Origin of the sequence: Pseudomonas sp. Irchel 3H7, from assembly GCF_900187605.1 — a bacterium.
Taxonomy (GTDB): Bacteria; Pseudomonadota; Gammaproteobacteria; order Pseudomonadales; family Pseudomonadaceae; genus Aquipseudomonas.
This window is the reverse complement of the sequence record NZ_FYEA01000004.1, coordinates 280,050-302,013: the sequence shown is the minus strand read 5'-3', so window position 1 is coordinate 302,013 and position 21,964 is coordinate 280,050. Positions and strand designations below refer to the sequence as shown.

Genomic DNA, 21,964 nt, shown 5'->3' with positions numbered 1-21,964 from the left:
TGCTTTAAACCCGCGCTTCGACGCTCACCCAGTAACGGGTAAAGCGCTTCACCTTTACCGGCAAACTGATTTCCAGCAGATCGAGAATCCGCTCGCTGTCGTCCAGTGGATACGTCCCGGAGATCAACAGATCGGCGACGTTCTTGGCGCAATTGAGTTGGCCGCGACGGTAACGGCCAAGCTCATCGAGGAAGTCGCCCAATCGCATATGCGCGGCCACCAGCATGCCGTCGGCCCAAGCGCCGCTGTTGGCATCCAACCGTTTGGCTGCGCTGACGGAGGTCGAGGTGAAACTCAGTTGCCGTGCAAGCGGCAACAGCATCGGCGCGCGTCCATTGCTGCTCAGTTCGACGCGACCTTCGAACAAGGCAACCTGCGTGCGATCGGCAAACTGACGCACATTGAGACGTGCGCCGTGAGTTTCAAGAATGCCCTGAGCGGTGCGCACTTCGAACGATTGTTTGGCCGTCAGGAGGATTTCGCCTTCGAGCAAGCGTATCAGTCGCGCCGAGGCATCGACATCGGCGGCACTGGCGGTATTGAGTTGCAACTGATCGCCGGCACCCAGCGCCACCTTGCGCCGTTGCCCGATCGGGCTGCGGTAGTCGGCGAGGAACGACGGCAGTGGATTGTGCTCGCGCATGCCCCACGTGACGGCTGAGCCCGCGCCAAGAATCAGCAACAGTTTCAGTGCCTGACGACGACTGCCGGACTTCGCCCCGTTCAATGCCGCATGCGCCAGTGGTGAAGACACGCCGCGCAGACGCTGATTGACTCGTTGAATATGCTCCCACGCCCGCCGGTGTTCGCTGTGCGCCTCCAGCCATTGTTGCCAGGCGTGTTGCTGGCGCGGGGAGAGCGCGCCTTGCTGCATTTCCATCAACCAGTGCACGGCCTGTTCCGCCACCTGAGAGGAGAAGTCTGGTGTGCGGTTCATAGCGCGAAGTAGCAGCGCATTGCCGCTTTGTTCAGATGACGTTTGACCGTGGCCACGGAAATGCCGAGTTCGGCGGCAATCTGTGGATAAGTCAGGCCATCCACCTGCGCCAGTAGAAATGCGCGTTTGACCTGACGCGGCAAACCGTCGAGCAACTCATCCAGCTCCATCAGGGTTTGCAGGATGATCGCCTTGTCTTCTTCCGACGGCGCGACCATGTCCGGCATCTGCGCCAGGGTGTCGAGGTAAGCGCGTTCGACATCCTGACGGCGGTAATGATTGAACAGGACGCGCTTGGCCAACGTTGTGAGAAAGGCGCGCGGTTCGATGATCACCGGCGGCTCGCGGGCGGTCAGCACCTTGATGAACGTGTCCTGCGCCAGGTCTGCCGCGCTGTCCGGGCAACCGAGTTTGCGCCGCAACCAGCCTGTGAGCCAGCCGTGATGGGCCTGATAGAGCGATTCGACGGGATGGGCGGACGACAACGGTGAACTCCGGGCGCTTTCTTGACGCGGTAGAGAGTGTGCGTTAGAGAACAAGAACTGTTCGCATTGTAGGGGGTGAAGCGCTCAACCGGCAATCAGATGCTTTTGCGTATGAGAATATTTATCATTAATATTGCTCGCCTATAGGTCCGGCTGATCGGCCGGACGTTTTTCGTTTCAGGGTCGAAACATGAAAGGCAAACTCGCCACACTTCCCATGTCCTATCGTCTGGCCGTCACCTCACGGGTGTTGGCCGCGGTGTTTGGCGGTTATCTCGTTGCGGCGCTGGCCAGTGTCACCCTGACACTGTGGCTGCCGCTGAGCCGTGCCGAAGCGGTGGTGACCGGCATGACCATTTCCTTTCTGGTCTACCTGGTGGCGGTGCTCTGGTGTTTTGCCTGTCGTACGGCATGGTCGGCCTGGGTCGGTTTGCTGGTACCGAGTGTGATTCTGGCAACTGTCTCTGGCGCGGCACGCGGATTGGGCCTGGCATGAAAGAGGGCTTTCGTCAGGCGATGGCCTGGCTGCACACCTGGGCCGGGCTGCTGTTCGGCTGGTTGCTGTTCGCGATTTTCCTGACCGGGACGCTGGCGTATTTCAAAGATGAAATCAGCCACTGGATGCAGCCGGAAATCCCTGCGCGATCGGTGAGTGCCGAGACCAGCCTGGCGCTGGCCCAGGATTATCTGCAGCAACACGCGGCTGGCGCCTCACGTTGGCTGATCGATCTGCCAGATGCCCGTGATCCCGGTCTTACCGTGCGCTGGCAGGCCGCGCCGGCGAAGCCCGGCGAGCGCGGGCGCTTCGAATCGAAAACCCTTGATGCGCAAACCGGCGCAGAAGTGCAGGGCCGCGACAGCATGGGCGGCGAGTTCTTCTACCGTTTCCACTTCCAGTTGCAAATGCCTTATCCGTGGGGCCGTTGGCTGGCGACCATTGCCGCGATGGTGATGTTCGTTGCGCTGATCACCGGGATCATCACCCACAAAAAAATCTTCAAGGACTTCTTCACCTTCCGCCCGCGCAAGGGCCAGCGCTCCTGGCTCGACGGGCATAACGCGGTGGGTGTGCTGGTGTTGCCGTTTCACCTGATGATCACCTACAGCAGCCTGGTGATTTTCATGTCGATGGTCATGCCGGCGAGCATCGTTGCGTCTTACGGCAGTGACGTGCGCACGTTTTATGACGAGGTTTTCCCGGCCTCGAAAACACCCGAGCGCGCCGCTATCGCTGCGCCGTTGGCGGCCATGGCGCCGCTGTTGAGCAAGGCCCGCGAGCAATGGTCGGGCGGCCACACGGCGCGCCTTTCCGTGAGCAATCCGGGCGATGCCAATGCGACGGTGGTGCTGTCCCGTGCCGGCGACCGTGTGGTGCATGATTTCGGCCGCGCCGTGACCTTCAACGGTGTGACCGGGCAGATGCTCGGCAGCACACCGGACCAGCCGCTGGCGATGGCGGTGGGTGGCGCGTTCTATGGTTTGCACATGGGCCACTTCGCCGGGCCGGTCTTGCGCTGGCTGTACTTCATCTGCGGGCTGGCCGGCACGGCAATGATTGGCACCGGGCTAGTGATCTGGCTGGGCAAGCGTCAACTCAAACACGCCAAGAGCGGTGTGATGCCGTTCGAGTTGCGGCTGGTGGAAGTGCTGAATATCGCCAGCATGGCCGGGCTGGTGTCTGCGGTGGCGGTGTTTTTCCTGGCCAATCGTCTGTTGCCGGTGAGCCTTGCCGAACGTGCAGATTGGGAGGTGAACGCGTTCTTCATGGCCTGGGGCTTGAGCGTGCTGCACGCGATGTTGCGACCGGGGCGCAAAGCCTGGGTTGAGCAGCTTGTTTTCGGTGCTGCGCTGTTTGTTGCGGTGCCGCTGATCAATGCGCTGACCACCCCTTGGAATCTCGGCGTCGCGTTGATGCGGGGTGACTGGGCGTTGGCCGGTTTTGATCTGACGTGCCTCGCAACCGGTGTGTTTCTGGCGTGGGCCGCGTGGAAAATGCAGCGTGCTGGCAACACCGTCAGCATTAAAAAGCCCCGCCGCGAACAGGCCCGGCCGATCACCCTTGAACAAGGGGCGAACTGATGCTCTTGCCCTTGTTGCTCACCTACACCGGATTCACCGCGTTGTGCCTGTCGATGCCTCGTCACCACGATGAATTGCTCGGTCACAAACCGTCCACGCGTCGCCGCCAGGGCCTGAAAGTCGGCGGATGGTTATTGCTGTGTTTGTCGCTTTGGGCGGCGGTGAAGGCCAATGGCTGGAGCTTCGGTCTGGTCGACTGGTTCGCCGTGCTGATGCTCAGTGCCCTGGCGTTGGTATTGTTGCTGCCGTATCGCCCGCGTTTCGCATTGGCGCTGGCCGGGTTCAGTCTGCTGGCCAGCCCGGTCGCCGCATGGGCGCAGTGCTGAAGTGCTGATCGATCTGCCACCGGAATCCCGCGACGACGAGCCGCGTGGGGCGCGTGCGCATTTTCTTCAGGTGTTCCTGTCCCAGCGTTCGCAAATGGAAGCGCTGGTGAACCGGCGCGTCGGTTGCCGGGCGACGGCGGCGGATCTGGTCCAAGATCTGTTTCTGCGTTTCTGGCGGCGACCGCTGGTGCAGGTCGAAGAACTCAGCACCTATCTGCTGCGCTGCGCCGGCAACATCGCCATCGATCATCTGCGCAGCGAAGGCACACGCACGCGCGTCAACGAAGGCTGGCAACCGGAGGCGCCGGACAGCCACGGCAGCGAACCGCAAGCGGCGCTGGAAGCGGGCAATGATCTGAAGCATGTCGAAGCGGCGTTGCGCGCCTTGCCCGAGCGCACCCGGCAAATCTTTTTGCTCAATCGCATCCACGGTCGCAAATACGCGGACATCGCCAAAGCCATGGGCCTGTCCCAAAGTGCCGTGGAAAAACATATGATGCGCGCCCTCGAGGCCTGCAAGGCCAGCCTGCGCGAACCCGCGCCACGCCTGCCAGGGAAAGCACCGTGAAGCCATCCGACTCCGTCATCCCCACGCCCGCGCAAGAGCAGGCCGCGTTTGCCTGGCTGAGCCTGTTGCATGATCGGCCGAGTGCCGGCGATCAACTGACCTTCAGCCAATGGCTGCGCGCTGATCCGGCGCATGCCGAAGCGTATGCGCAGGCGCAAGTGCTCTGGGAATTGAGCGAAGGCCCGGCGCGAACGCTGGCCGATGAAGAAGCCTCGGCGTTGCAGGGCTACCTCGATGCAATGGATCGCCCACGTCGTCCAGCGCTGTTGCGTTGGTCGGGCGCGCTGGCGATGGCGGCATGCCTGTTGCTGATGGTCAGCCTCGGTACAGGCTGGCAGCCGCAGCGCTGGATCGATGATCTGGGCGCCGATTACGTTTCGGCGCCGGGTGAAATTCGCACCGTGACACTGGCCGATCAATCGCAAGTTACGCTGGATGGCGACAGTGCGATTGCTGTGGATTTCAGCCGTGGCGAGCGGCATGTCCAGCTACGCCGTGGTGCCGGTTTTTTCACGGTTACGCACACCGGCGAGCCGTTTGTGGTCGAGGCCGAGAAAGGTCAGGCGCGGGTGCTCGGCACGCAATTCGAAGTGCGACTGCAACCGCATGGCGCGCAGGTCACGGTGTTGTCCGGGCGCGTTGGTGTGACGGCGGATCGCGATGGCGAACAACAGATTCTCACCGCCGGCCAGCAAGTTGCTTACTCTGAAGGCTCGGCAGAAAAACTTCATGCGGTGGACAGTGAGGCGCAGTTGGCATGGCGTCAGGGCTGGCTGACGTATTACAAGTCGACGCTGGCCGATGTGGTCGAGGATCTGCGGCGTTATTACCCGGGACGGATTGTGTTGCTCAACGATGAGCTGGCGGCGCGCAAGGTCAGTGGCAGTTTTCCGAGCAAGGATCCGCAGGCGGTGCTCAGTTCACTGCAAGGGGTGTTGGGGTTTGAGCAGCATCAGGTGTTGGGGCATCTGATTATTTTGCGTTGAGGCAAAGTCAAAAGATCGCAGCCTTCGGCAGCTCCTACATTGGAATGCGATCTCCTGTAGGAGCTGCCGAAGGCTGCGATCTTTTGATCTGCAAAAATATTTTCGGATTTGTGGTGAGGTAAACCCGAGCCCCATCCGTGTAGTGACTGAAACTGCGATTCATTCGCATCCGTTGCGGTTCTACACAGGTCATTGAGCAATGAAGTCCAGGGCAAAATCGGGTTCGGTCAAACAATGGTTAGGCGTGTCGGCACTGAGCTTTTCGGCATTGGCATTGTTGCCGATGAGCGTGGCGCTCGCCGCTGAAACCGTCAGCAACCAAGCGCAAAAGCAGTTCAACTTTTCCCTGGCCGCCAAACCACTGCCGCAAGCCTTGAGCGATTTCAGCCGCGTCACCGGGCAGAGCGTGGTCTACACCGACGAAGCGCCTTACGGCCTCACCGCGCCGGCAGTCAATGGCCAGATGAGTGCCGAACAAGCGCTGCAACGTCTGCTCAGTGGCTCCGGCCTGAGTTTCCGCCGCACCGATAGCCACACGCTGGCACTGGAGCCCAAACCCACCGAAGGCGCGTTGAACCTCGGCGCCACGACCATCACTTCGATGCGCGACGAGTCGATGAGCTACCAGCCGCCGGAAACCAGTTCGGTGATGCGCTCTTCGGCGTCGTTGCAGGAAGTCCCGCAGACCGTCAACGTCATCCCGGCGCAAGTCATCCGCGATCAGGCGCCGCGCAATCTGGATGACGCGCTGGCCAATGTCAGCGGCATCACCCAGGGCAACACCTTGGGCAGCACTCAGGATTCGGTGATGACCCGCGGTTTCGGTGACAACCGTAACGGCTCGATCATGCGCGACGGCATGCCGATCGTGCAGGGGCGTGGCATGAACGCCACGGTGGATCGCGTCGAAGTGCTCAAAGGCCCGGCCTCGTTGCTGTACGGCATTCAAGACCCCGGTGGCGTGGTCAACCTGGTCAGCAAGAAACCTGAACTGACTCAATACAATGCCCTGACCTTGCGCGGTTCGACCTACGGCGACGGCAAGAATGGCAGCGGCGGCACCTTCGACAGCACCGGCCCGTTGGGCGATTCCGGGCTGGCCTATCGCATGGTGCTCGACCACGAAGATGAAGATTACTGGCGCAACTTCGGTACCCACCGTGAAACCCTGATCGCGCCGTCGCTGGCCTGGTTTGGCGAGAGCACCAAGCTGCTGTTTGCCTACGAGCATCGCGAATTTCTCACGCCGTTCGACCGTGGCACGCTGATCGATCCACGCACCAATCACCCGCTGGATATCTCGCGCAAGGAGCGTCTGGACGAGCCGTTCAACAACATGGAAGGCCGCTCGGACCTGTATCACTTTGAAGCTGATCACGAGCTCAACGACGACTGGAAAGCGCACTTCGGTTACAGCTGGAACCGCGAAACCTACGACGCCAGCCAAGTCCGCGTGACGGCCATCGACACCAACAAGGGCACGCTGACCCGCAGCATGGACGGCACACAGAACGCGATCAGCACTGACCGTTTCACCACCGCCAGTCTTGAAGGCAAGGTCAAAGTGCTGGGCATGCAGCATGATCTGGTGTTCGGCGTTGATGACGAGTACCGCAAGATCTACCGCGAGGACTTGATCCGGCAGAAAAGCCTGACCACGTTCAGCTACCTCAATCCGGTGTACGGCCGCGAAGTCGCCGGCACCACCGTCAGCGCCCCCGACAGCGCGCAGACCGATGAACTGCGCAGTGATTCGGTGTTCATGCAGGACTCGATTCACCTCAACGACCAGTGGATTCTGGTCGCCGGCGGGCGTTTCCAGGAATACGACCAGTACGCCGGCAAAGGCGTGCCGTTCAAGGCCAACACCGACAGCAACGGCCAGAAGTTCGTCCCGCGCGCAGGTCTGGTGTATCGCTACACCGACGCCTTGTCGTTCTACGGCAGCTACACCGAATCGTTCAAGCCCAACTCAACCATCGCCCCGCTGAGCGGCAGCAGCACCGTGCTCGACGGCAGCATCGCGCCGGAAGAAGCCAAGTCGTGGGAGCTGGGCGCGCGCCTGGACATGCCGGGGCGTGTGACCGGTAACATCGCGTTGTTCGACATCAAGAAGCGCAACGTGCTGGTGGCCAATTCCGAAGGCCCGACGACGATTTACAGCGCCGCCGGCGAGGTGCGTTCGCGCGGTCTGGAAATGGACCTGACCGGTCAGCTAAGTGACCATTGGAGCATGATCGGCAGCTACGCCTACACCGATGCCGAAGTGACCGAAGACCCGGATTACAAAGGCAAGCGCCTGCAAAACGTGGCGAAGAACTCCGGTTCGTTGTCGGCGGTGTATGACTTCGGCAGCGTGATTGGCGGCGATCAATTGCGCGTCGGTGCGGGCGCTCGTTATGTCGGGGAACGTGCGGGTAACGCGGTGAATGATTTTGATCTGCCGAGCTACACCGTGGCCGATGCGTTTGCCACTTACGACACCAAGGTTGAAGGGCAGAAGGTCAAGTTTCAGCTGAATGTGAAGAACCTGTTTGATCGCACGTACTACACCTCGGCGGCGAGCCGGTTCTTTGTGTCGATGGGGGATGCGCGGCAGGTTTCGCTGTCTAGCACTTTGGAGTTTTAGGGCAAGATCAAAAGCCCCTCACCCTAACCCTCTCCCTGAGGGAGAGGGGACTGACCCGAGGTGTCTTGCGCGATACATCGACCTGAGATATCGATTCGAATATGGATTCAGAAGAGCACTTTCAGGTCGGTGTAAAGCTCGAGCATCCCCCAATCGGCTCCCTCTCCCTCCGGGAGAGGGCTGGGGTGAGGGGGAGAGGGGCTCAACGCAAAAACGCCTGCCGATACTCCCCCGGCGTCCCGCCCAAAACCTGCTTGAACCGATTAGTGAAATGACTGGCACTGGCAAACCCGCACGCCAGTGCAATCTCACCCAACGGCAACGCCGTCCCGCGCAACAACTCCCGCGCCCGGCTCAAGCGTCGCGCCAGCACGTATTGGTGCGGCGGCAGGCCGAAACTCGTGCGAAACATCCGCGCAAAGTGGTATTCCGACAGGGCACACAACCCGGCCAATTGTCCGAGGCTGATCGGCTCGGCCAACTGAGTGTCGATAAGATCCACCAGTTGCCGACGCTGGTGCGGCGCCAATCCGCCCTTCAAACGCAGACCCTGACGCGCGCCAACCTGACTGAGCAAGGTATGGGTGATCAATTCATGGGCGAGGCTGCTGGTCAGCAAGCGTTCGGCAGGTTCGTCCCAATTCAGCGTCAGCAACTGCCGGAAGCGCTGCGCCTGTTGTGGATCTTCGAGAAACGTCTGCTCGCGCAACTGCATCTCACGCGGTTCGCGATCGAGCAACGTGACGCAACCGAGGGCAAATTGTTCGGCGCTGAAATACAGATGCGCCAAGCGGATATCACCGTTGATCACCCAGCCTGACTCGTGATCGGCCGGGAGGATGCACAGCTTGTCCGGCCCGCCTTTCTGACCGGGTTGATCGCGACGAAAGGTACCGGTGCCACCGGCGATGTAGCAGGACAGGGTGTGATGGCTCGGCGCTTCATAATCCTGCGCATCGTGGTGGTTGGTCCACAAAGCGGCAGACAAGCCGTCGCCGAGCTCGGCGCTGTGCACAAGACGTGCGTTCGGCGAGCTGTTTAGCGCTTGAAAGACTTGCAGGGTATCGATGGCGGCCATGATCGGTTCTCTTCAACGCCTTGCATCCTACTCCGTAGACGTCTTGCTGCCAGCCTGCCGCCAGACAAAAGCGCAAGATTCTGCAAGCGCGCAAACCGGGCTCGGGCAGACACTCAAGGCCTATCGAGGAGTGTCTGCCATGAACCTGTCGTTGTATTTGTTGACCGTGCTGATCTGGGGCACCACCTGGATTGCCCTGAAATGGCAACTGGGCGTGGTGGCGATTCCCGTATCGATCGTCTATCGCTTCGGCCTCGCCGCGCTGGTGCTGTTTGCGCTGTTGCTGCTCAGCCGTCGCCTGCAACCGATGAACCGTCGCGGGCATCTGATCTGCGTGGCTCAGGGCTTGTGTCTGTTCTGCGTCAACTTCATGTGCTTCCTGACCGCCAGTCAGTGGATTCCCAGTGGTCTGGTCGCGGTAGTATTTTCGACCGCAACGTTGTGGAACGCGCTGAATGCGCGGGTGTTCTTCGGCCAGCGCATTGCGCGCAATGTGCTGATGGGCGGTGCGTTGGGCCTGTTTGGCCTGGGCATGCTGTTCTGGCCGGAACTGGCGGGGCATCAGGCTAGTCCGCAAACCTTGCTCGGTCTCGGCCTGGCGTTGTGCGGCACGTTGTGTTTTTCGGCTGGCAACATGCTCTCGAGCCTGCAGCAGAAGGCCGGCCTCAAACCGCTGACCACCAATGCCTGGGGTATGGCCTACGGCGCGGCGATGCTGTCGGTGTGGTGTCTGGTCAAAGGTATTCCGTTCGATATGGATTGGAGTCCGCGTTACGTCGGTGCGCTGCTCTATCTGGTGATTCCCGGTTCGGTCATCGGCTTCACCGCGTATCTCACGCTGGTCGGGCGCATGGGTCCGGAGCGTGCGGCTTACTGCACCGTGCTGTTTCCGGTCGTGGCGCTGAACGTCTCGGCTTTTGCTGAAGGTTATCAGTGGACAGCGCCGGCGCTGGTCGGTCTGGTGTTAGTGATGCTGGGCAATGTGTTGGTGTTCCGCAAACCCAAGGTGGTCGTGGCGCCAGTGCAGGGAAAGTTGGCTTGAAATAAACGAGCGCTGAACTTCAGCGCTCTACTTTCAAGGTGATGTAAATCATTACCGGGAAGATGAAATCAACGATATGTCGCGCCCAGTCCTTGGCATTCCATGATTGCGAAGTGTCCATGTCGAACCATTCCACACCCACGGTTTGCAAACAGACGTAATAAATGAAGATTGCCGCCAGTATGCCCATGATCGAGAACTTTTTTGCCTCGTGGAATACTTCTGCGGACGCATTTATGTGGCGATATAGCTGATACGTGCCTATCAGGCACAGCACGGTATACGTGACTTCCAGCGTGATGATGAACCAGTAGATCCGGTGATGGATCATCGGTGATTCAATGGCTCGGTACTTGATGGTTTCACTGGCCGTGGTGGTGTCCATACTCAGGATATGCGCCACGTAGGTGTAGTTTGAATTGTAGTCGGTAAAGTTGTGGATCATTACCAGTACGCCAAAGAAGCTGATGTAAGCCATTAATATGACTTTGCTGTAACGAATGAGTCTGTCGGTTGTCAGGGTGTTCAAGGTATTGGCTCTCCATAGCGTTTGTCGATTATTCGACAGGCAGGCAGAGCTTATAATGCTGTTGTTTGATTGGCTTTTTTGTTCAATTTCAAGTTGTGTAACGCGTAACTAACGGGCAAGTGCGATAACGCACTTGCCCGTGTTTTTTTATCCGCGCCAGACTTGCGGGTTGACCAGATCCTGCGGGCGTTCGCCGAGCAGGGCACTACGCAGATTGGCCAGCGCACGATTGGCCATGGCTTCGCGGGTTTCATTCGTCGCCGAGCCGATGTGCGGCAATGTCACGGCGTTTTTCAGCTGGAACAGAGGCGATTCGGCTAGCGGTTCTTTTTCGTAGACATCCAGGCCAGCGCCACGAATGCGCTTGTTTTGCAGGGCTTCGATCAACGCCGGTTCATCGACGACCGGGCCACGTGAGATGTTCACCAGGATGGCGTCGGGTTTCATCAGCGCCAGTTCGCGATGGCTGATCAGGTGGCGGGTTTTGTCGCTGAGCGGCACCACCAGGCAGACGAAATCGGCTTCGGCGAGCAGTTGATCGAGGCTGCGAAATTGCGCGCCGAGTTCCTGTTCCAGTTCGGTCTTGCGGCTGTTGCCGCTGTAGATAATCGGCATGTTGAAACCGAAGCGGCCACGGCGGGCGACGGCGGCGCCGATGTTGCCCATGCCGACGATGCCGAGGGTTTTGCCGTGGACGTCACAGCCGAACAGCGGGGCGCCGACGCTGGCTTGCCATTGGCCGGCCTTGGTCCAGGCGTCGAGTTCGGCGACGCGGCGGGCGCTGCTCATGATCAGGGCGAAGGCGAGGTCGGCGGTGCTTTCGGTGAGCACGTCGGGGGTGTTGGTGAGCATGATCCCGCGTTGGTTGAAGTAGTCGAGGTCGTAGTTGTCGTAGCCGACGGAGACGCTTGAGACCACTTCGAGTTTTGCGGCGTTTTCCAGTTGTGCGCGGCCGAGTTTGCGGCCGACGCCGATGAGGCCGTGGGCGTGGGGCAGGGCTTCGTTGAATTGGGCGTTGATGTCGCCGTTCTTTGGATTTGGGACGATGACGTCGAACTCCTGTTGCAGGTGTTCGATCATGGGCGGGGTGATGCGGCTGAAGGCCAGGACAGTCTTTTTCATCGTTGTTGGCTCTTGTTCGGGCTTGATACCAAGCACGCTAACATTTCTGGCTTGGGGTTGTCTTGGCGGCCTCTGGGCCGACCATGTTGTGGGTGTGCTTGGTGAATATCCGTTGCTGCGGTAACGGCGGCTTAGGGTTCCGCCCTGACGGCGGGTCACCTTTTCCAAACGCCGAAAAGGTAACCGAAAAGGCTTGCTCCTACGTGCGGCCCGCTCGCTGGGGCTCGGGGTTCCTTCGCTCCGGGATCGATCCGGGCGCAGCGCCTACGGTTTGCTTCGCTGCACCTCCTCTCGCTGTGTTTGGCTTCGCCAAACGGTCGCTGCGCTCCCACGCCCGGATCAATCCCTCCACTCAGCCTTCCGACGTCGCCCGTGGATCAAGAGCAAGATCAAGAGCAGGCGAGCTGACACTCGGCCTATTGAGTGGTGAAGAGCGGGGCGTGGTCGGCTTTGGATTTGTGGGCATTTCAAAATTTGAGTTCGACTCGGTATTTCACGTCGGTGTAACTCGCCCAAACACCTCGGTCAGTCCCCTCTCCCTTTGGGAGAGGGTTAGGGTGAGGGGCTCTTAGTTGTGTGCCGGGGATTTCGGGATTTCGTGGTTATCCAGCACGCGATTCACCGCCAGTTCGGCGAGCATGATGATCTGCTGAATCGCCAGGATCGTCCGTCGTTGCGGCAGGTCGATGTAGGCGGCGATGTCGCTGGTCATCAGGCTGGCTTGTGCCAGTGATTCGCAGGCGTGGACCAGCAGGCTTTCGCTGTACTGTTCGGGGGAGATCTGAAACACGGTGGCTTTGGGGAAGCGGTATCAACATTGGCTGATACCTGCTTGTGTCTGCACTTGTGTCAGACTTTGCGATCTACCTTTACACCTCGATAGTTTCAAGGCCTTTGACATCAATCTGACCATCATGAACTTGATGCAGCTCATTTGTGTCGAAATCTACAAAACTGAAGTTGAAGGCTGCCTTGAAAATGCCTTTGGCAATGTTGAACTCTTCTACAACAATGAACCCTGCATTTTTAGCGCTTGTATAGCCTTTTGTATGTGAGTCTGACGTATATGAAAATCTGAACGGAGAGGGAAAGTGCTCCGTGCTGAATTCATTCCTCCCAAGCTTAATATTTGCGTCAAAAGTGAGGTTGATAGTGAATGAGGTGGTAGAGGATTTTTGATAAGTTGCTTTTAGCGCGACTATCTTGTTATCGGTAATAAAATGGTCGGGTTTTCCTTCGAACTTGTCGGTGATATAGTCTTTGTTTAGTTTGGCAATTACAGTGCCTTCACCTGATTTCTTAAGTTTGTCGAGTTCCAGATCTTTAATGGACATGTCTTGCTCCTTCAAGGTTGGGTTGGTGTGACGACATCCATTGTTCGGCTAAAGCGATAAAATGGGCACTGTCAGATCTGACAGGTCTCCTATATCGATTGGCTATTAAAAATTAATCTGAAGATGATTTTTGGAACTTGATTGCCCACTTCAGGTTTGCGGCCATTGGACAATGCTTAATTGTGTCAGGCCGTCATCCGGCATCATTCAAGGGAGAGGGAGCCGATTTCTGAGCCTTTCAGAGTTTGAATTCGACTCGGTATTTCACGTCGGTGTAACTCGCCCAAACACCTCACCCTAACCCTCTCCCTCCGGGAGAGGGTTAGGGTGAGGGGCTTTTAGCTGTGTGCCGGGGATTGCGGGATTTCGTGGTTATCCAGCACTCGATTCACCGCCAGTTCAGCCAGCATGATGATCTGCTGAATCGCCAGAATCGTCCGTCGTTGCGGCAGGTCGATGTAGGCGGCGATGTCGCTGGTCATCAGGCTGGCCTGTGCCAGTGATTCGCAGGCGTGGACCAGCAGGCTTTCGCTGTCCTGTTCGGGGGCGACCTGGAACATGGTGCTGGGTTTGTGGAAGCGCAGGGTGAGGGCGTTGGGTTTGAGGTAGTGGTCGAGGGCGCGTTCGGCGGCTTCGTGGAATTTCTTCGAACCGGGGAATTCGTAGGGGGTGGTGTCTTCCGCTACAGGCGGATTGGGACTGTGTTTGATCATGGCAATATCCTTTTAAAGAGATGGAGCTGCCATGTTTCGTTTTCCAGGCGAAAGGGGTGGCAGCTGTACGCGGACTGGAAAAACCGGCAAAGGATCAAACCCGGCAGACCCGGAGGTCTCCCACGTACAGCCGCCATAACAAAACTTCGGCGCCGAAAAAGCGCGGCATTATGTCATGTGCTGTGATCCTGCGGGTTTTCCAGACCCGGTCGCTGATGCGTCAGCGACACCCAAATCCTAGCCAGCGCACTTCCCACGGACAACCGTCAAAACCTGTCGGAAAGATCCGTGAAATACCCGTTTCTGTAGGCTCTGCCGTAGGCTGCGATTAAACAGCAAGATCAAAAGATCGCAGCCTGCGGCAGCTCCTACAGGTTTCGTGGTGTGTTGAAAATCAGTTGGCGACGCGCGCGCCGGCGAGGCTGCCGCTTAATTCGTAAGCGGCCAATTCCGCCTGATGCGCCGCGAGAATTTCCGGCAACGACCCACGCAAATACTCAACCCACGTCTTGATCTTCGCATCCAGATATTGCCGCGACGGGTAGATCGCATACAGGTTCAGTTCTTGCGAGCGATAGTTCGGCATGACCCGCACCAGCGTGCCGTTGCGCAAGCCTTCGATCGCCGCATACACCGGCAACACACCCACACCCATGCCGCTGGTGATCGCGGTTTTCATCGCGTCGGCAGAGTTCACCAGAAACGGCGAGCTGTTGATGGTGACCATTTCCTGGCCTTCCGGGCCGTCGAAGGCCCACTTCTCCAACGGAATCACCGGGCTGACCAGGCGCAGGCAGGCGTGGTTGAGCAGGTCGCTGGGTTTTTGCGCGGCGCCGTTGGCTTTCACGTAGGCCGGTGAGGCGCAGACGATGCTGTAGGTGATGCCCAGCCGTTGCGAAACAAAACCCGAATCCGGCAATTCGCTGGCGAGCACGATGGACACGTCGTAGCCCTCGTCGAGCAGGTCCGGCACGCGGTTGGCCAGGGTCAGGTCGAAGGTGACGTCGGGGTGAGTCTTGCGGTAGCGGGCGATGGCGTCGATGACGAAGTGCTGGCCGATGCCGGTCATGGTGTGCACTTTCAATTGCCCGGCCGGGCGCGCGTGGGCGTCGCTGGCCTCGGCTTCGGCTTCTTCGACGTAGGCGAGGATCTGCTCGCAGCGCAGCAGGTAGCGTTTGCCCGCTTCGGTCAGGGCGATGCGCCGCGTGGTGCGGTTGAGCAAGCGGGTTTGCAGGTGGGCTTCCAGGTTGGAGACCGCGCGCGAGACGTTGGCGGTGGTGGTGTCGAGTTGCACGGCGGCGGCGGTGAAGCTGCCGGCTTCGGCGACACAACTGAAGGCGCGCATGTTTTGCAAAGTGTCCATGGGGTGCTCTCAAGGGAGATGGCAAATTGTGACACGAAGTTTCGGGGGCTGAGACCCCAGACTTAAGGATTATCTCGTTAACCGTAACAAAGATTCACAGAAATCCCAGCTTATCGCCGTACAGGGCGTTCCATAGAATTGCGCCGATCCCTGTAGGAGCTGCCGCAGGCTGCGATCTTTTGGTTTTGTTTTAAGGGAATCAAGATCAAAAGATCGCAGCCTGCGGCAGCTCCTACATGGGTCCTCGATCTACCCCCTTCTCAGGAATTCGCAGCTGTGCCGCGTCGCATCAACAGAGCGCTTTTGCCGCTCAGTGTTCTGGCTTTTACCCTGGGTCTTGGCGGCTGCATCTCAACGGACGGAATTGCTCCACAAGGCATGGCAATGGAGGCCAACTCGCTGGCCACCGACGATGCCATTGCTCACGCCGCCCGTGACGCCAACTGGCCCACCGCGCAATGGTGGCAAGCCTACGGCGACCCGCAACTCAATCGCTGGATCGACCTCGCCGTGCAGGGCAGCCCGAGCATGGCCATCGCCGCTGCGCGGGTGCGTCAGGCCAAAGCCTTGGCCGGTGTCGCCGAATCCGCCGAGTCATTGCAAATCAATGGCGAGTCGACCCTCAAACGCCACAACTGGCCGACCGATCAGTTCTACGGCCCCGGCGATCTGGCCAACACCACCACTTGGGACAACAACGCCGCGTTGGGTTTCAGCTACGCCCTCGACCTCTGGGGTCGCGAAAGCAACGCCAGCGAACGTGCGGTGGATCTGGCGCATATGAGCGCGGCCGAGGCGCGGTTGGCGCAGCTTGAATTGCAGAACAACATCGTCCGCGCCTACATCGAACTGTCGCTGCATTACGCCCAACGCGACATCGTTGCGGCGACGCTTAAGCAGCAACAGCAGATTCTCGATCTGGCGCAAAAACGTCTGAATGGTGGGATCGGCACACATTTCGAAGTCAGCCAGGCCGAAACGCCGTTGCCGGAAACCCACCGCCAGATCGATGCGCTGGACGAAGAAATCGCCCTGAGCCGCAACCAGATTGCCGCGCTCGCCGGCAAAGGTCCGGGGGCGGGCGCGCAGTTGCAGCGTCCGACGCTGTCGCTCGCTGCTGCGTTGAAACTACCGTCGGCTCTGCCCGCCGAATTGCTCGGTCAGCGGCCGGACGTGGTCGCCAGTCGCTGGCAAGTGGCGGCGCAGGCGCGTGGGATTGATGTGGCGCATGCCGGGTTTTACCCCAACGTCGATCTGGTCGGCAGCCTCGGCTACATGGCGACCGGCGGTGGCGCGCTGGAGTTTTTGACCGGCAAGAAACTCAACTACAACGTCGGCCCGGCGATCTCTTTGCCGATCTTCGACGGTGGCCGACTGCGTGCCGAACTCGGTGAAGCCTCCGCTGGTTACGACATCGCCGTGGCGCACTACAACCAGACGCTGGTGAATGCGCTGAAGAATATTTCCGATCAGTTGATCCGCCGCGAGTCGATGGACAAGCAGCAAGGCTTCGCCGCCGAATCGGTTGCCACGGCGCAGAAGACTTACGACATCGCGATGATCGCTTATCAGCGCGGCCTCACCGATTACCTCAACGTGCTCAATGCGCAGACGTTGCTGTTCAAACAGCAGCAGGTGCAGCAGCAGGTGCAGGCGGCGCGGTTGACTGCGCATGCCGAGTTGGTGACTGCGCTGGGTGGTGGCCTCGGGGCTGGCAACGACGTGCCGACTGCTGAGAAAACCCTAGCGCCGAAAACCCCGGTTCTCCTGCATTGAACACACATCAAATTGTAGGAGTGAGCCTGCTCGCGATAGCGGTGTATCAGTCAACAGAAATGTTGGATGTAAAATCGCCATCGCGAGCAGGCTCACTCCTACAGGGATCGCGTCTTGCCTGAATTCTTGAGCACAATTAAATGACCCCCTTGCCCGCAACACTGCGCTGGCTCTACTCCCTGGAATGGCGCCGTGGTTTTTTCGACTGGGCGCGCAGCGATGGCGTGACCTGGGTCTACATCTTCAAGGTGTTGATCGCCGCATTCCTCACGCTGTGGCTGGCCATGCGTCTGGAATTGCCGCAACCGCGCACGGCGATGATCACTGTGTTTATCGTCATGCAACCGCAGAGCGGCCAGGTGTTTGCCAAGAGTTTCTATCGCTTCCTCGGCACACTGGCCGGGTCGGCGATGATGGTCACGCTGATCGCGTTGTTCGCGCAGAACACCGAGCTGTTTCTTGGCTCGTTGGCGATCTGGGTCGGTATCTGCTCGGCCGGTGCCGCGCGGTGCCGCAATTTCCGCGCCTACGGTTTTGTCCTCGCCGGCTATACAGCTGCGATGGTCGGATTACCGGCGTTGGCGCACCCGGACGGAGCGTTCATGGCTGCCGTGTGGCGGGTGCTGGAAATCTCGCTGGGGACCCTCTGCTCGACCCTGATCAGCGCCGCGATCCTGCCGCAAACCGCCAGCGCGGCGATGCGCAACGCCTTGTATCAGCGTTTCGGTGTGTTCGCGTTGTTCGTCACCGATGGCTTGCGCGGGCGCAGCAAGGCCGAGTCTTTCGAGGCGAGTAATGTGCGCTTCATTGCTGAAGCCGTGGGGCTGGAAGGGCTGCGCAGCGTGACCGTGTTCGAAGACCCGCACATGCGTCGGCGTAACGGTCGACTAAGTCGGTTGAACAGCGAATTCATGGGCATCACCACGCGGTTCAATGCCCTGCATCAATTGCTCGAGCGCTTGCGCGGCAATGGCGAAGAACACGTTGTCGCCGCGATCAAACCGGGCCTGCAGGATCTCGCCGAAGTGCTCGACGGCTTCAGTGGCCGCGCCCTGACCAGCCCCGATGCCGGCCGTTTGGCGACTGCATTGGCGAGCTATAAGGAAGGCCTGCCGGCCCGCGTGCGCAGCCTGCGCGCGATCTTTCAGGACACCGAGCCGAGCGAGGCCGAACAACTGGATTTCCACACCGCTTACGAACTGCTTTATCGCTTCGTCGACGACTTGCACAGTTATGCACAGACCCACGCGTCATTGGCCGATCACCGCCACGAACGTGAGCGTTGGGACGAGCCGTTCACCCCGCAAACCAACTGGTGGGCCGCCGCTGCGTCGGGCATTCGCGCCTCGTTCATTCTCATCGTGCTGGGCAGTTACTGGGTCGCCACCGCTTGGCCAAGCGGCGCGACGATGACGCTGATCGCTGCCGCCACCGTGGGCCTCTCGGCTGCTACGCCGAACCCGAAACGCATGGCGTTCCAGATGGCGTGCGGAACCTTCCTCGGTGCCCTGATCGGCTTCGTCGAGATGTTTTTCATCTTCCCGTGGATCGATGGTTTCCCGCTGCTGTGCGTGATGCTCGCGCCGGTGATCGTGCTCGGCTCGTTCCTCACCTCGCGGCCGCAATACGCCGGCGTCGGCCTCGGTTTGCTGATCTTCTTCAGCACCGGTTCGGTGCCGGACAACCTGACCATCTACAACCCTTACACCTTTATCAACGACTACATCGCCATGGTCATGGGCATGCTGGTCTGTGCCGCTGCCGGTGCAATTATTCTGCCGCCGAACAGCCGCTGGTTGTGGAAGCGCCTGGAACAGGATCTGCGCGGGCAAGTGGTCTACGCGATCAGCGGCAAACTGAAAGGTCTGGCCTCGAGTTTCGAGAGCCGCACACGTGATCTGTTGCATCAGGCTTACGGCCTCGCGGCGGGTCAGCCGAAGGTGCAAAAGAACTTGCTGCGCTGGATGTTCGTCGTACTGGAAGTCGGCCACGCGATCATCGAGTTGCGCAAGGAACAGGCGATCCTGCCGGTGCACCCGGCCTATGCCGAGTCGCAGCCGTGGCGCCAGGCGATCCGCGTGATGGGCCGGGCGCTGGTGCGACTGTTCCTGCAACCGAACTCCAGCAATCTCGAGCGCGCACTGGTCGCCGTCGATCACGCAATCAGCCGCGTCGCGGCGACCGATGAACCGTTCGCGCCGCACTTCGATACCTCGGCATTACGGCGGGTGAAGAGCTATCTGCACTTCATCCGTACCTCGCTGCTCGACCCGCAATCACCGCTCGCTGCCTACGCCATCGCCAAGCCCGAAGGACTTGCCCATGCCTCGTGAAATCGCCTTCCACGGCGTGTACATGCCGACCATGACCTTGATGTTTTTTATCGCCGCGGCACTGGCCTGGGCGGTGGACCGGTTCCTGTCCGGGTTCGATCTGTACCGTTTTTTCTGGCACCCGGCGCTGCTGCGTCTGAGTCTGTTTACCTGTCTGTTCGGCGCCATGGCGCTGACTGTCTACCGTTGAGAACGTTCTGATGAAAAAGTTTTTCAGCCTGCTCGCGACCCTGCTGGTGCTGGCCCTGGCGTTGTGGATCGGCCGCACGTTGTGGGAGCACTACATGAACACGCCGTGGACCCGTGACGGTCGCGTGCGTGCCGACATCATCAACGTCGCCGCCGACGTCACCGGTGAAGTGGTCGACGTGCCGGTGCGCGACAACCAACTGGTGAAGAAGGGTGATCTGTTGATGCAGATCGACCCGGAGCACTACCGCATCGCGGTGAAACAGGCGCAGTCGCTGGTCGCCTCGCGCAAGTCGACGTGGGAGATGCGCAAGGTCAACGCCCATCGCCGCGCCGATCTGGACAACCTGGTGATCTCCAAGGAAAACCGTGACGACGCCAGCAACATCGCCGATGCCGCGCTCGCCGATTACCAACACGCGCAGGCGCAACTGGAAGCTGCCGAACTCAACCTCAAACGCACCGAAGTGCGCGCGGCGGTCGACGGTTACGTGACCAACCTCAACGTGCATCGCGGTGACTACGCGCGCATCGGTGAGGCGAAAATGGCCGTGGTCGACATGAACTCGTTCTGGGTTTACGGCTTCTTCGAAGAGACCAAACTGCCCCACGTGAAAGTCGGTGACAAGGCCGACATGCAGTTGATGAGCGGCGAAGTCTTGAAGGGCCACGTGGAAAGCATTTCCCGCGGCATCTATGACCGCGACAACCCGGAAAGCCGCGAACTGATCGCCGATGTGAACCCGACGTTCAACTGGGTGCGGTTGGCGCAGCGGGTGCCGGTGCGGATTCACATTGATGAAGTACCGGAGGGTGTTCTGTTGGCGGCGGGGATTACGTGCACGGTGGTGGTGCGGCAGGATGCTGTGGATAACTGACCGACCGCGTTGACTGAATCGCGAGCAGGCTCACTCCTACACTGGATCTGCGTTACACCGAAGATCCCCTGTAGGAGTGAGCCTGCTCGCGATGGCGTCGACCCGGTCTCAGAGTTTGCCGCGCAAACCGAAACGCCTCATCAACGTCGACTCCAGCAACCCCTTTGGCAGCAACGCCGCCAACAACGGCAACGCGCGACTGCCATTGCCGAGGCGGATCAACCGTGGTGGTTTGTTCTGCTGCACAGCCTTCAACAGTTCAGCCGCAAACTCACTGGCCGGCGTCGGCTTGTCCTGCGACGCCTTGGCCCGCGCGCGAATACCTTCGCGCAGGGGAAACCACGGTGATTGTTCATTGATCAATTGCTCGGCCTCGTGCCCGGCGTTTTTGGCAAAACTCGATTGAATCGCCCCCGGCTGCACTTCCATCACGCGAATGCCGAACGGCGCCAGTTCCATGCGCAGTGCATCGCTCAAGGCATGCACCGCCGCTTTCGAGGCGCAGTAAGCACCGGCAAACGGCGTGACCAAAACCCCTGAAACACTGCCGATATTTACCACCAATCCTTTGGCCCGGCGCAGCACCGGGAACAGTGCGCGCGTAACGCCAACAATCGAAAATACATTGGTCTCGAACTGGCGCTGCATGGCCGCCACACCGCCATCGAGCAGCGGCCCCATGGCGCCGTACCCCGCGTTGTTGATCAGCACATCAAGGCCGCCGTGTTGCTGGTTGATCCGCTCGCCAAGTTGCTCCAGCGCCGCGCTGTCATTGACATCGAGTTGCACGGCGGTGAACCCGGCAGACGCCAGCAACGCCACATCTTCAGCCTTGCGCGCACTGGCCCAGACTTCGTACCCGGCAGCTTTGAACGCATCGGCGAGGGCGCGGCCGATGCCGCTGGAACAACCGGTAATCAACGCAACGGGCATGGCGCATTCCTTGTGCAGCAAGTGAGAGAAAGGGGATCAGTCGGAGAAACTACCCTGCAATCGCTCGGCGCGAAACTCCAGGGTTTGCGGGCGATAACCGGGACGCAGCGGCGGCATCGGCAGGCAGTCTTCCCAGTCGCCACCGGCCTGCAATTCGCCGGGACCGCGATAGCGCGGGGCAGTGTATTGGTTGTCGGCCAGATTCACCGTGTCACCCGGCGCATAGGCAGCGATGCGCCAGCGCAGTTCGGTCAGGGGCACGTCGTTGGCGTTTTTCATTTTCAGTTGCAGCGGACGATCCGCCGGGCATTGTTCGGGAGCGTAGGCGATACGCATCTCAAGACGCGCCAGTTGCTTGACCTCGCGGTTGTCCAGCCACACCACCCACATGGCCACGAAACCCAGGCCAATCGCCGCCGCCACGGAAACCGGCAAGGCCTTGGCCGGATAGCGCAGCAGGAGGATCAGCCAGGTGATGACCAGCAAGATGCCGATGAACATGTGGGAACGCTCCGTGAGTTTGTGCGCACCATCCTACCGAAGGCTCAGCGCAATGGACATTTGTTGCGCACGGGATTTAACCGTTGGTCGGAACTGTAATTTCTGACAGTAGGCGCATCGCCAAGCGTCTGCTCAGATCATTGCAGGCGCAGAGGACGCAGTT

General features: G+C 59.8%; 21 protein-coding genes and 1 pseudogene. 11 read left to right on the top strand and 11 right to left on the bottom strand.

The features are described from left to right. Positions 1 to 4 precede the first annotated feature (4 nt). Both CKW38_RS09875 and CKW38_RS09870 read right to left on the bottom strand, forming a co-directional pair. Complete coding sequence (locus CKW38_RS09875) at positions 5 to 937, bottom strand: DUF4880 domain-containing protein (RefSeq protein ID WP_095112646.1); 933 nt, start codon at positions 935 to 937, stop codon at positions 5 to 7. Further along, positions 934 to 1,422: a sigma-70 family RNA polymerase sigma factor gene (locus CKW38_RS09870; RefSeq protein WP_007914173.1), complete on the bottom strand. Its 489-nt coding sequence runs from the start codon at positions 1,420 to 1,422 to the stop codon at positions 934 to 936. Before CKW38_RS09870 ends, CKW38_RS09875 begins: the two co-directional genes overlap by 4 nt. 190 nt (positions 1,423 to 1,612) lie before the next feature. Here CKW38_RS09870 and CKW38_RS09865 point away from each other — a divergent pair, with 190 nt between their 5' ends. From CKW38_RS09865 to CKW38_RS09840, 6 genes are all read left to right on the top strand, one after another. Further along, positions 1,613 to 1,918, top strand: coding sequence for a DUF3649 domain-containing protein (locus CKW38_RS09865; RefSeq protein WP_095112645.1), 306 nt, complete (start codon positions 1,613 to 1,615; stop codon positions 1,916 to 1,918). Next, positions 1,915 to 3,501, top strand: a complete 1,587-nt coding sequence (locus tag CKW38_RS09860) for a PepSY domain-containing protein (protein WP_095112644.1) — start codon at positions 1,915 to 1,917, stop codon at positions 3,499 to 3,501. Before CKW38_RS09865 ends, CKW38_RS09860 begins: the two co-directional genes overlap by 4 nt. Next, positions 3,501 to 3,827: a DUF3325 domain-containing protein gene (locus tag CKW38_RS09855; protein ID WP_007914161.1), complete on the top strand. Its 327-nt coding sequence runs from the start codon at positions 3,501 to 3,503 to the stop codon at positions 3,825 to 3,827. Before CKW38_RS09860 ends, CKW38_RS09855 begins: the two co-directional genes overlap by 1 nt. Before the next feature lies 1 nt (position 3,828). Continuing rightward, positions 3,829 to 4,395: an RNA polymerase sigma factor gene (locus CKW38_RS09850; protein WP_095112643.1), complete on the top strand. Its 567-nt coding sequence runs from the start codon at positions 3,829 to 3,831 to the stop codon at positions 4,393 to 4,395. Then, positions 4,392 to 5,381, top strand: a complete 990-nt coding sequence (locus tag CKW38_RS09845) for a FecR family protein (protein ID WP_095112642.1) — start codon at positions 4,392 to 4,394, stop codon at positions 5,379 to 5,381. Before CKW38_RS09850 ends, CKW38_RS09845 begins: the two co-directional genes overlap by 4 nt. Before the next feature lie 199 nt (positions 5,382 to 5,580). Next, entirely contained in the window at positions 5,581 to 8,010 is a 2,430-nt protein-coding gene (locus CKW38_RS09840; protein WP_095112641.1) for a TonB-dependent receptor, read from the top strand. Positions 8,011 to 8,212: 202 nt separating this feature from the next. Here the strand turns inward: CKW38_RS09840 and CKW38_RS09835 are convergent, their stop codons facing one another. Continuing rightward, positions 8,213 to 9,088: an AraC family transcriptional regulator gene (locus CKW38_RS09835; RefSeq protein WP_095112640.1), complete on the bottom strand. Its 876-nt coding sequence runs from the start codon at positions 9,086 to 9,088 to the stop codon at positions 8,213 to 8,215. A gap of 139 nt (positions 9,089 to 9,227) precedes the next feature. Here CKW38_RS09835 and CKW38_RS09830 point away from each other — a divergent pair, with 139 nt between their 5' ends. After that, positions 9,228 to 10,130, top strand: coding sequence for a DMT family transporter (locus CKW38_RS09830; protein WP_007914130.1), 903 nt, complete (start codon positions 9,228 to 9,230; stop codon positions 10,128 to 10,130). Positions 10,131 to 10,149: 19 nt separating this feature from the next. On the opposite strand, the gene CKW38_RS09825 is transcribed toward CKW38_RS09830, so the two are convergent. The 6 genes and pseudogenes from CKW38_RS09825 to CKW38_RS09800 form a co-directional block, all read right to left on the bottom strand. Next, the gene (locus CKW38_RS09825) at positions 10,150 to 10,659 is read right to left on the bottom strand and encodes a DUF2165 family protein (protein ID WP_007914127.1); all 510 of its coding nucleotides are present in this window, start codon (positions 10,657 to 10,659) and stop codon (positions 10,150 to 10,152) included. Positions 10,660 to 10,806: 147 nt separating this feature from the next. Then, the gene (locus tag CKW38_RS09820) at positions 10,807 to 11,781 is read right to left on the bottom strand and encodes a D-glycerate dehydrogenase (RefSeq protein WP_095112639.1); all 975 of its coding nucleotides are present in this window, start codon (positions 11,779 to 11,781) and stop codon (positions 10,807 to 10,809) included. 568 nt (positions 11,782 to 12,349) lie between these two features. Then, a pseudogene (locus tag CKW38_RS09815) lies at positions 12,350 to 12,589 on the bottom strand (DUF6124 family protein); the annotation flags it as partial. 61 nt (positions 12,590 to 12,650) lie between these two features. Then, the gene (locus CKW38_RS09810; RefSeq protein ID WP_095112638.1) at positions 12,651 to 13,115 is read right to left on the bottom strand and encodes a hypothetical protein; all 465 of its coding nucleotides are present in this window, start codon (positions 13,113 to 13,115) and stop codon (positions 12,651 to 12,653) included. Positions 13,116 to 13,453: 338 nt separating this feature from the next. After that, the gene (locus CKW38_RS09805; RefSeq protein WP_095112637.1) at positions 13,454 to 13,828 is read right to left on the bottom strand and encodes a DUF6124 family protein; all 375 of its coding nucleotides are present in this window, start codon (positions 13,826 to 13,828) and stop codon (positions 13,454 to 13,456) included. 394 nt (positions 13,829 to 14,222) lie between these two features. Next, entirely contained in the window at positions 14,223 to 15,191 is a 969-nt protein-coding gene (locus CKW38_RS09800) for a LysR family transcriptional regulator (protein ID WP_007914118.1), read from the bottom strand. 276 nt (positions 15,192 to 15,467) lie between these two features. On the opposite strand from CKW38_RS09800, the gene CKW38_RS09795 reads away from it, so the two are divergent. The 4 genes from CKW38_RS09795 (at position 15,468) to CKW38_RS09780 (ending at position 20,367) form a co-directional block, all read left to right on the top strand. Beyond that, on the top strand, positions 15,468 to 16,967 hold the full coding sequence (locus tag CKW38_RS09795) for an efflux transporter outer membrane subunit (protein ID WP_095112636.1): 1,500 nt from the start codon (positions 15,468 to 15,470) through the stop codon (positions 16,965 to 16,967). 140 nt (positions 16,968 to 17,107) lie between these two features. Then, positions 17,108 to 19,300: an FUSC family protein gene (locus tag CKW38_RS09790; protein WP_095112635.1), complete on the top strand. Its 2,193-nt coding sequence runs from the start codon at positions 17,108 to 17,110 to the stop codon at positions 19,298 to 19,300. Beyond that, positions 19,290 to 19,490, top strand: coding sequence for a DUF1656 domain-containing protein (locus tag CKW38_RS09785; protein ID WP_007914106.1), 201 nt, complete (start codon positions 19,290 to 19,292; stop codon positions 19,488 to 19,490). The genes CKW38_RS09790 and CKW38_RS09785 overlap by 11 nt, the downstream gene beginning before the upstream one ends. 10 nt (positions 19,491 to 19,500) lie before the next feature. Further along, positions 19,501 to 20,367, top strand: a complete 867-nt coding sequence (locus tag CKW38_RS09780) for an HlyD family secretion protein (RefSeq protein WP_095112634.1) — start codon at positions 19,501 to 19,503, stop codon at positions 20,365 to 20,367. Positions 20,368 to 20,475: 108 nt separating this feature from the next. Here CKW38_RS09780 and CKW38_RS09775 read toward each other — a convergent pair whose 3' ends face one another. Both CKW38_RS09775 and CKW38_RS09770 read right to left on the bottom strand, forming a co-directional pair. Further along, positions 20,476 to 21,300, bottom strand: a complete 825-nt coding sequence (locus CKW38_RS09775; protein ID WP_095112633.1) for an SDR family oxidoreductase — start codon at positions 21,298 to 21,300, stop codon at positions 20,476 to 20,478. A 36-nt stretch (positions 21,301 to 21,336) separates the two neighbouring features. Next, the gene (locus tag CKW38_RS09770; protein ID WP_095112632.1) at positions 21,337 to 21,801 is read right to left on the bottom strand and encodes a multidrug transporter; all 465 of its coding nucleotides are present in this window, start codon (positions 21,799 to 21,801) and stop codon (positions 21,337 to 21,339) included. Positions 21,802 to 21,964 lie beyond the last annotated feature (163 nt).

What these genes read in the sequence shown, in the direction of transcription:
- CKW38_RS09770 (WP_095112632.1), bottom strand. Translation starts at nt 21,801, where the DNA reads ATGTTCATCGGCATCTTGCTGGTCATCACCTGGCTGATCCTCCTGCTG.
- CKW38_RS09800 (WP_007914118.1), bottom strand. Translation starts at nt 15,191, where the DNA reads ATGGACACTTTGCAAAACATGCGCGCCTTCAGTTGTGTCGCCGAAGCC.
- CKW38_RS09855 (WP_007914161.1), top strand. Translation starts at nt 3,501, where the DNA reads ATGCTCTTGCCCTTGTTGCTCACCTACACCGGATTCACCGCGTTGTGC.
- CKW38_RS09785 (WP_007914106.1), top strand. Translation starts at nt 19,290, where the DNA reads ATGCCTCGTGAAATCGCCTTCCACGGCGTGTACATGCCGACCATGACC.
- CKW38_RS09810 (WP_095112638.1), bottom strand. Translation starts at nt 13,115, where the DNA reads ATGTCCATTAAAGATCTGGAACTCGACAAACTTAAGAAATCAGGTGAA.
- CKW38_RS09830 (WP_007914130.1), top strand. Translation starts at nt 9,228, where the DNA reads ATGAACCTGTCGTTGTATTTGTTGACCGTGCTGATCTGGGGCACCACC.
- CKW38_RS09805 (WP_095112637.1), bottom strand. Translation starts at nt 13,828, where the DNA reads ATGATCAAACACAGTCCCAATCCGCCTGTAGCGGAAGACACCACCCCC.
- CKW38_RS09820 (WP_095112639.1), bottom strand. Translation starts at nt 11,781, where the DNA reads ATGAAAAAGACTGTCCTGGCCTTCAGCCGCATCACCCCGCCCATGATC.
- CKW38_RS09790 (WP_095112635.1), top strand. Translation starts at nt 17,108, where the DNA reads ATGACCCCCTTGCCCGCAACACTGCGCTGGCTCTACTCCCTGGAATGG.
- CKW38_RS09835 (WP_095112640.1), bottom strand. Translation starts at nt 9,088, where the DNA reads ATGGCCGCCATCGATACCCTGCAAGTCTTTCAAGCGCTAAACAGCTCG.
- CKW38_RS09860 (WP_095112644.1), top strand. Translation starts at nt 1,915, where the DNA reads ATGAAAGAGGGCTTTCGTCAGGCGATGGCCTGGCTGCACACCTGGGCC.
- CKW38_RS09780 (WP_095112634.1), top strand. Translation starts at nt 19,501, where the DNA reads ATGAAAAAGTTTTTCAGCCTGCTCGCGACCCTGCTGGTGCTGGCCCTG.
- CKW38_RS09775 (WP_095112633.1), bottom strand. Translation starts at nt 21,300, where the DNA reads ATGCCCGTTGCGTTGATTACCGGTTGTTCCAGCGGCATCGGCCGCGCC.
- CKW38_RS09875 (WP_095112646.1), bottom strand. Translation starts at nt 937, where the DNA reads ATGAACCGCACACCAGACTTCTCCTCTCAGGTGGCGGAACAGGCCGTG.
- CKW38_RS09865 (WP_095112645.1), top strand. Translation starts at nt 1,613, where the DNA reads ATGAAAGGCAAACTCGCCACACTTCCCATGTCCTATCGTCTGGCCGTC.
- CKW38_RS09840 (WP_095112641.1), top strand. Translation starts at nt 5,581, where the DNA reads ATGAAGTCCAGGGCAAAATCGGGTTCGGTCAAACAATGGTTAGGCGTG.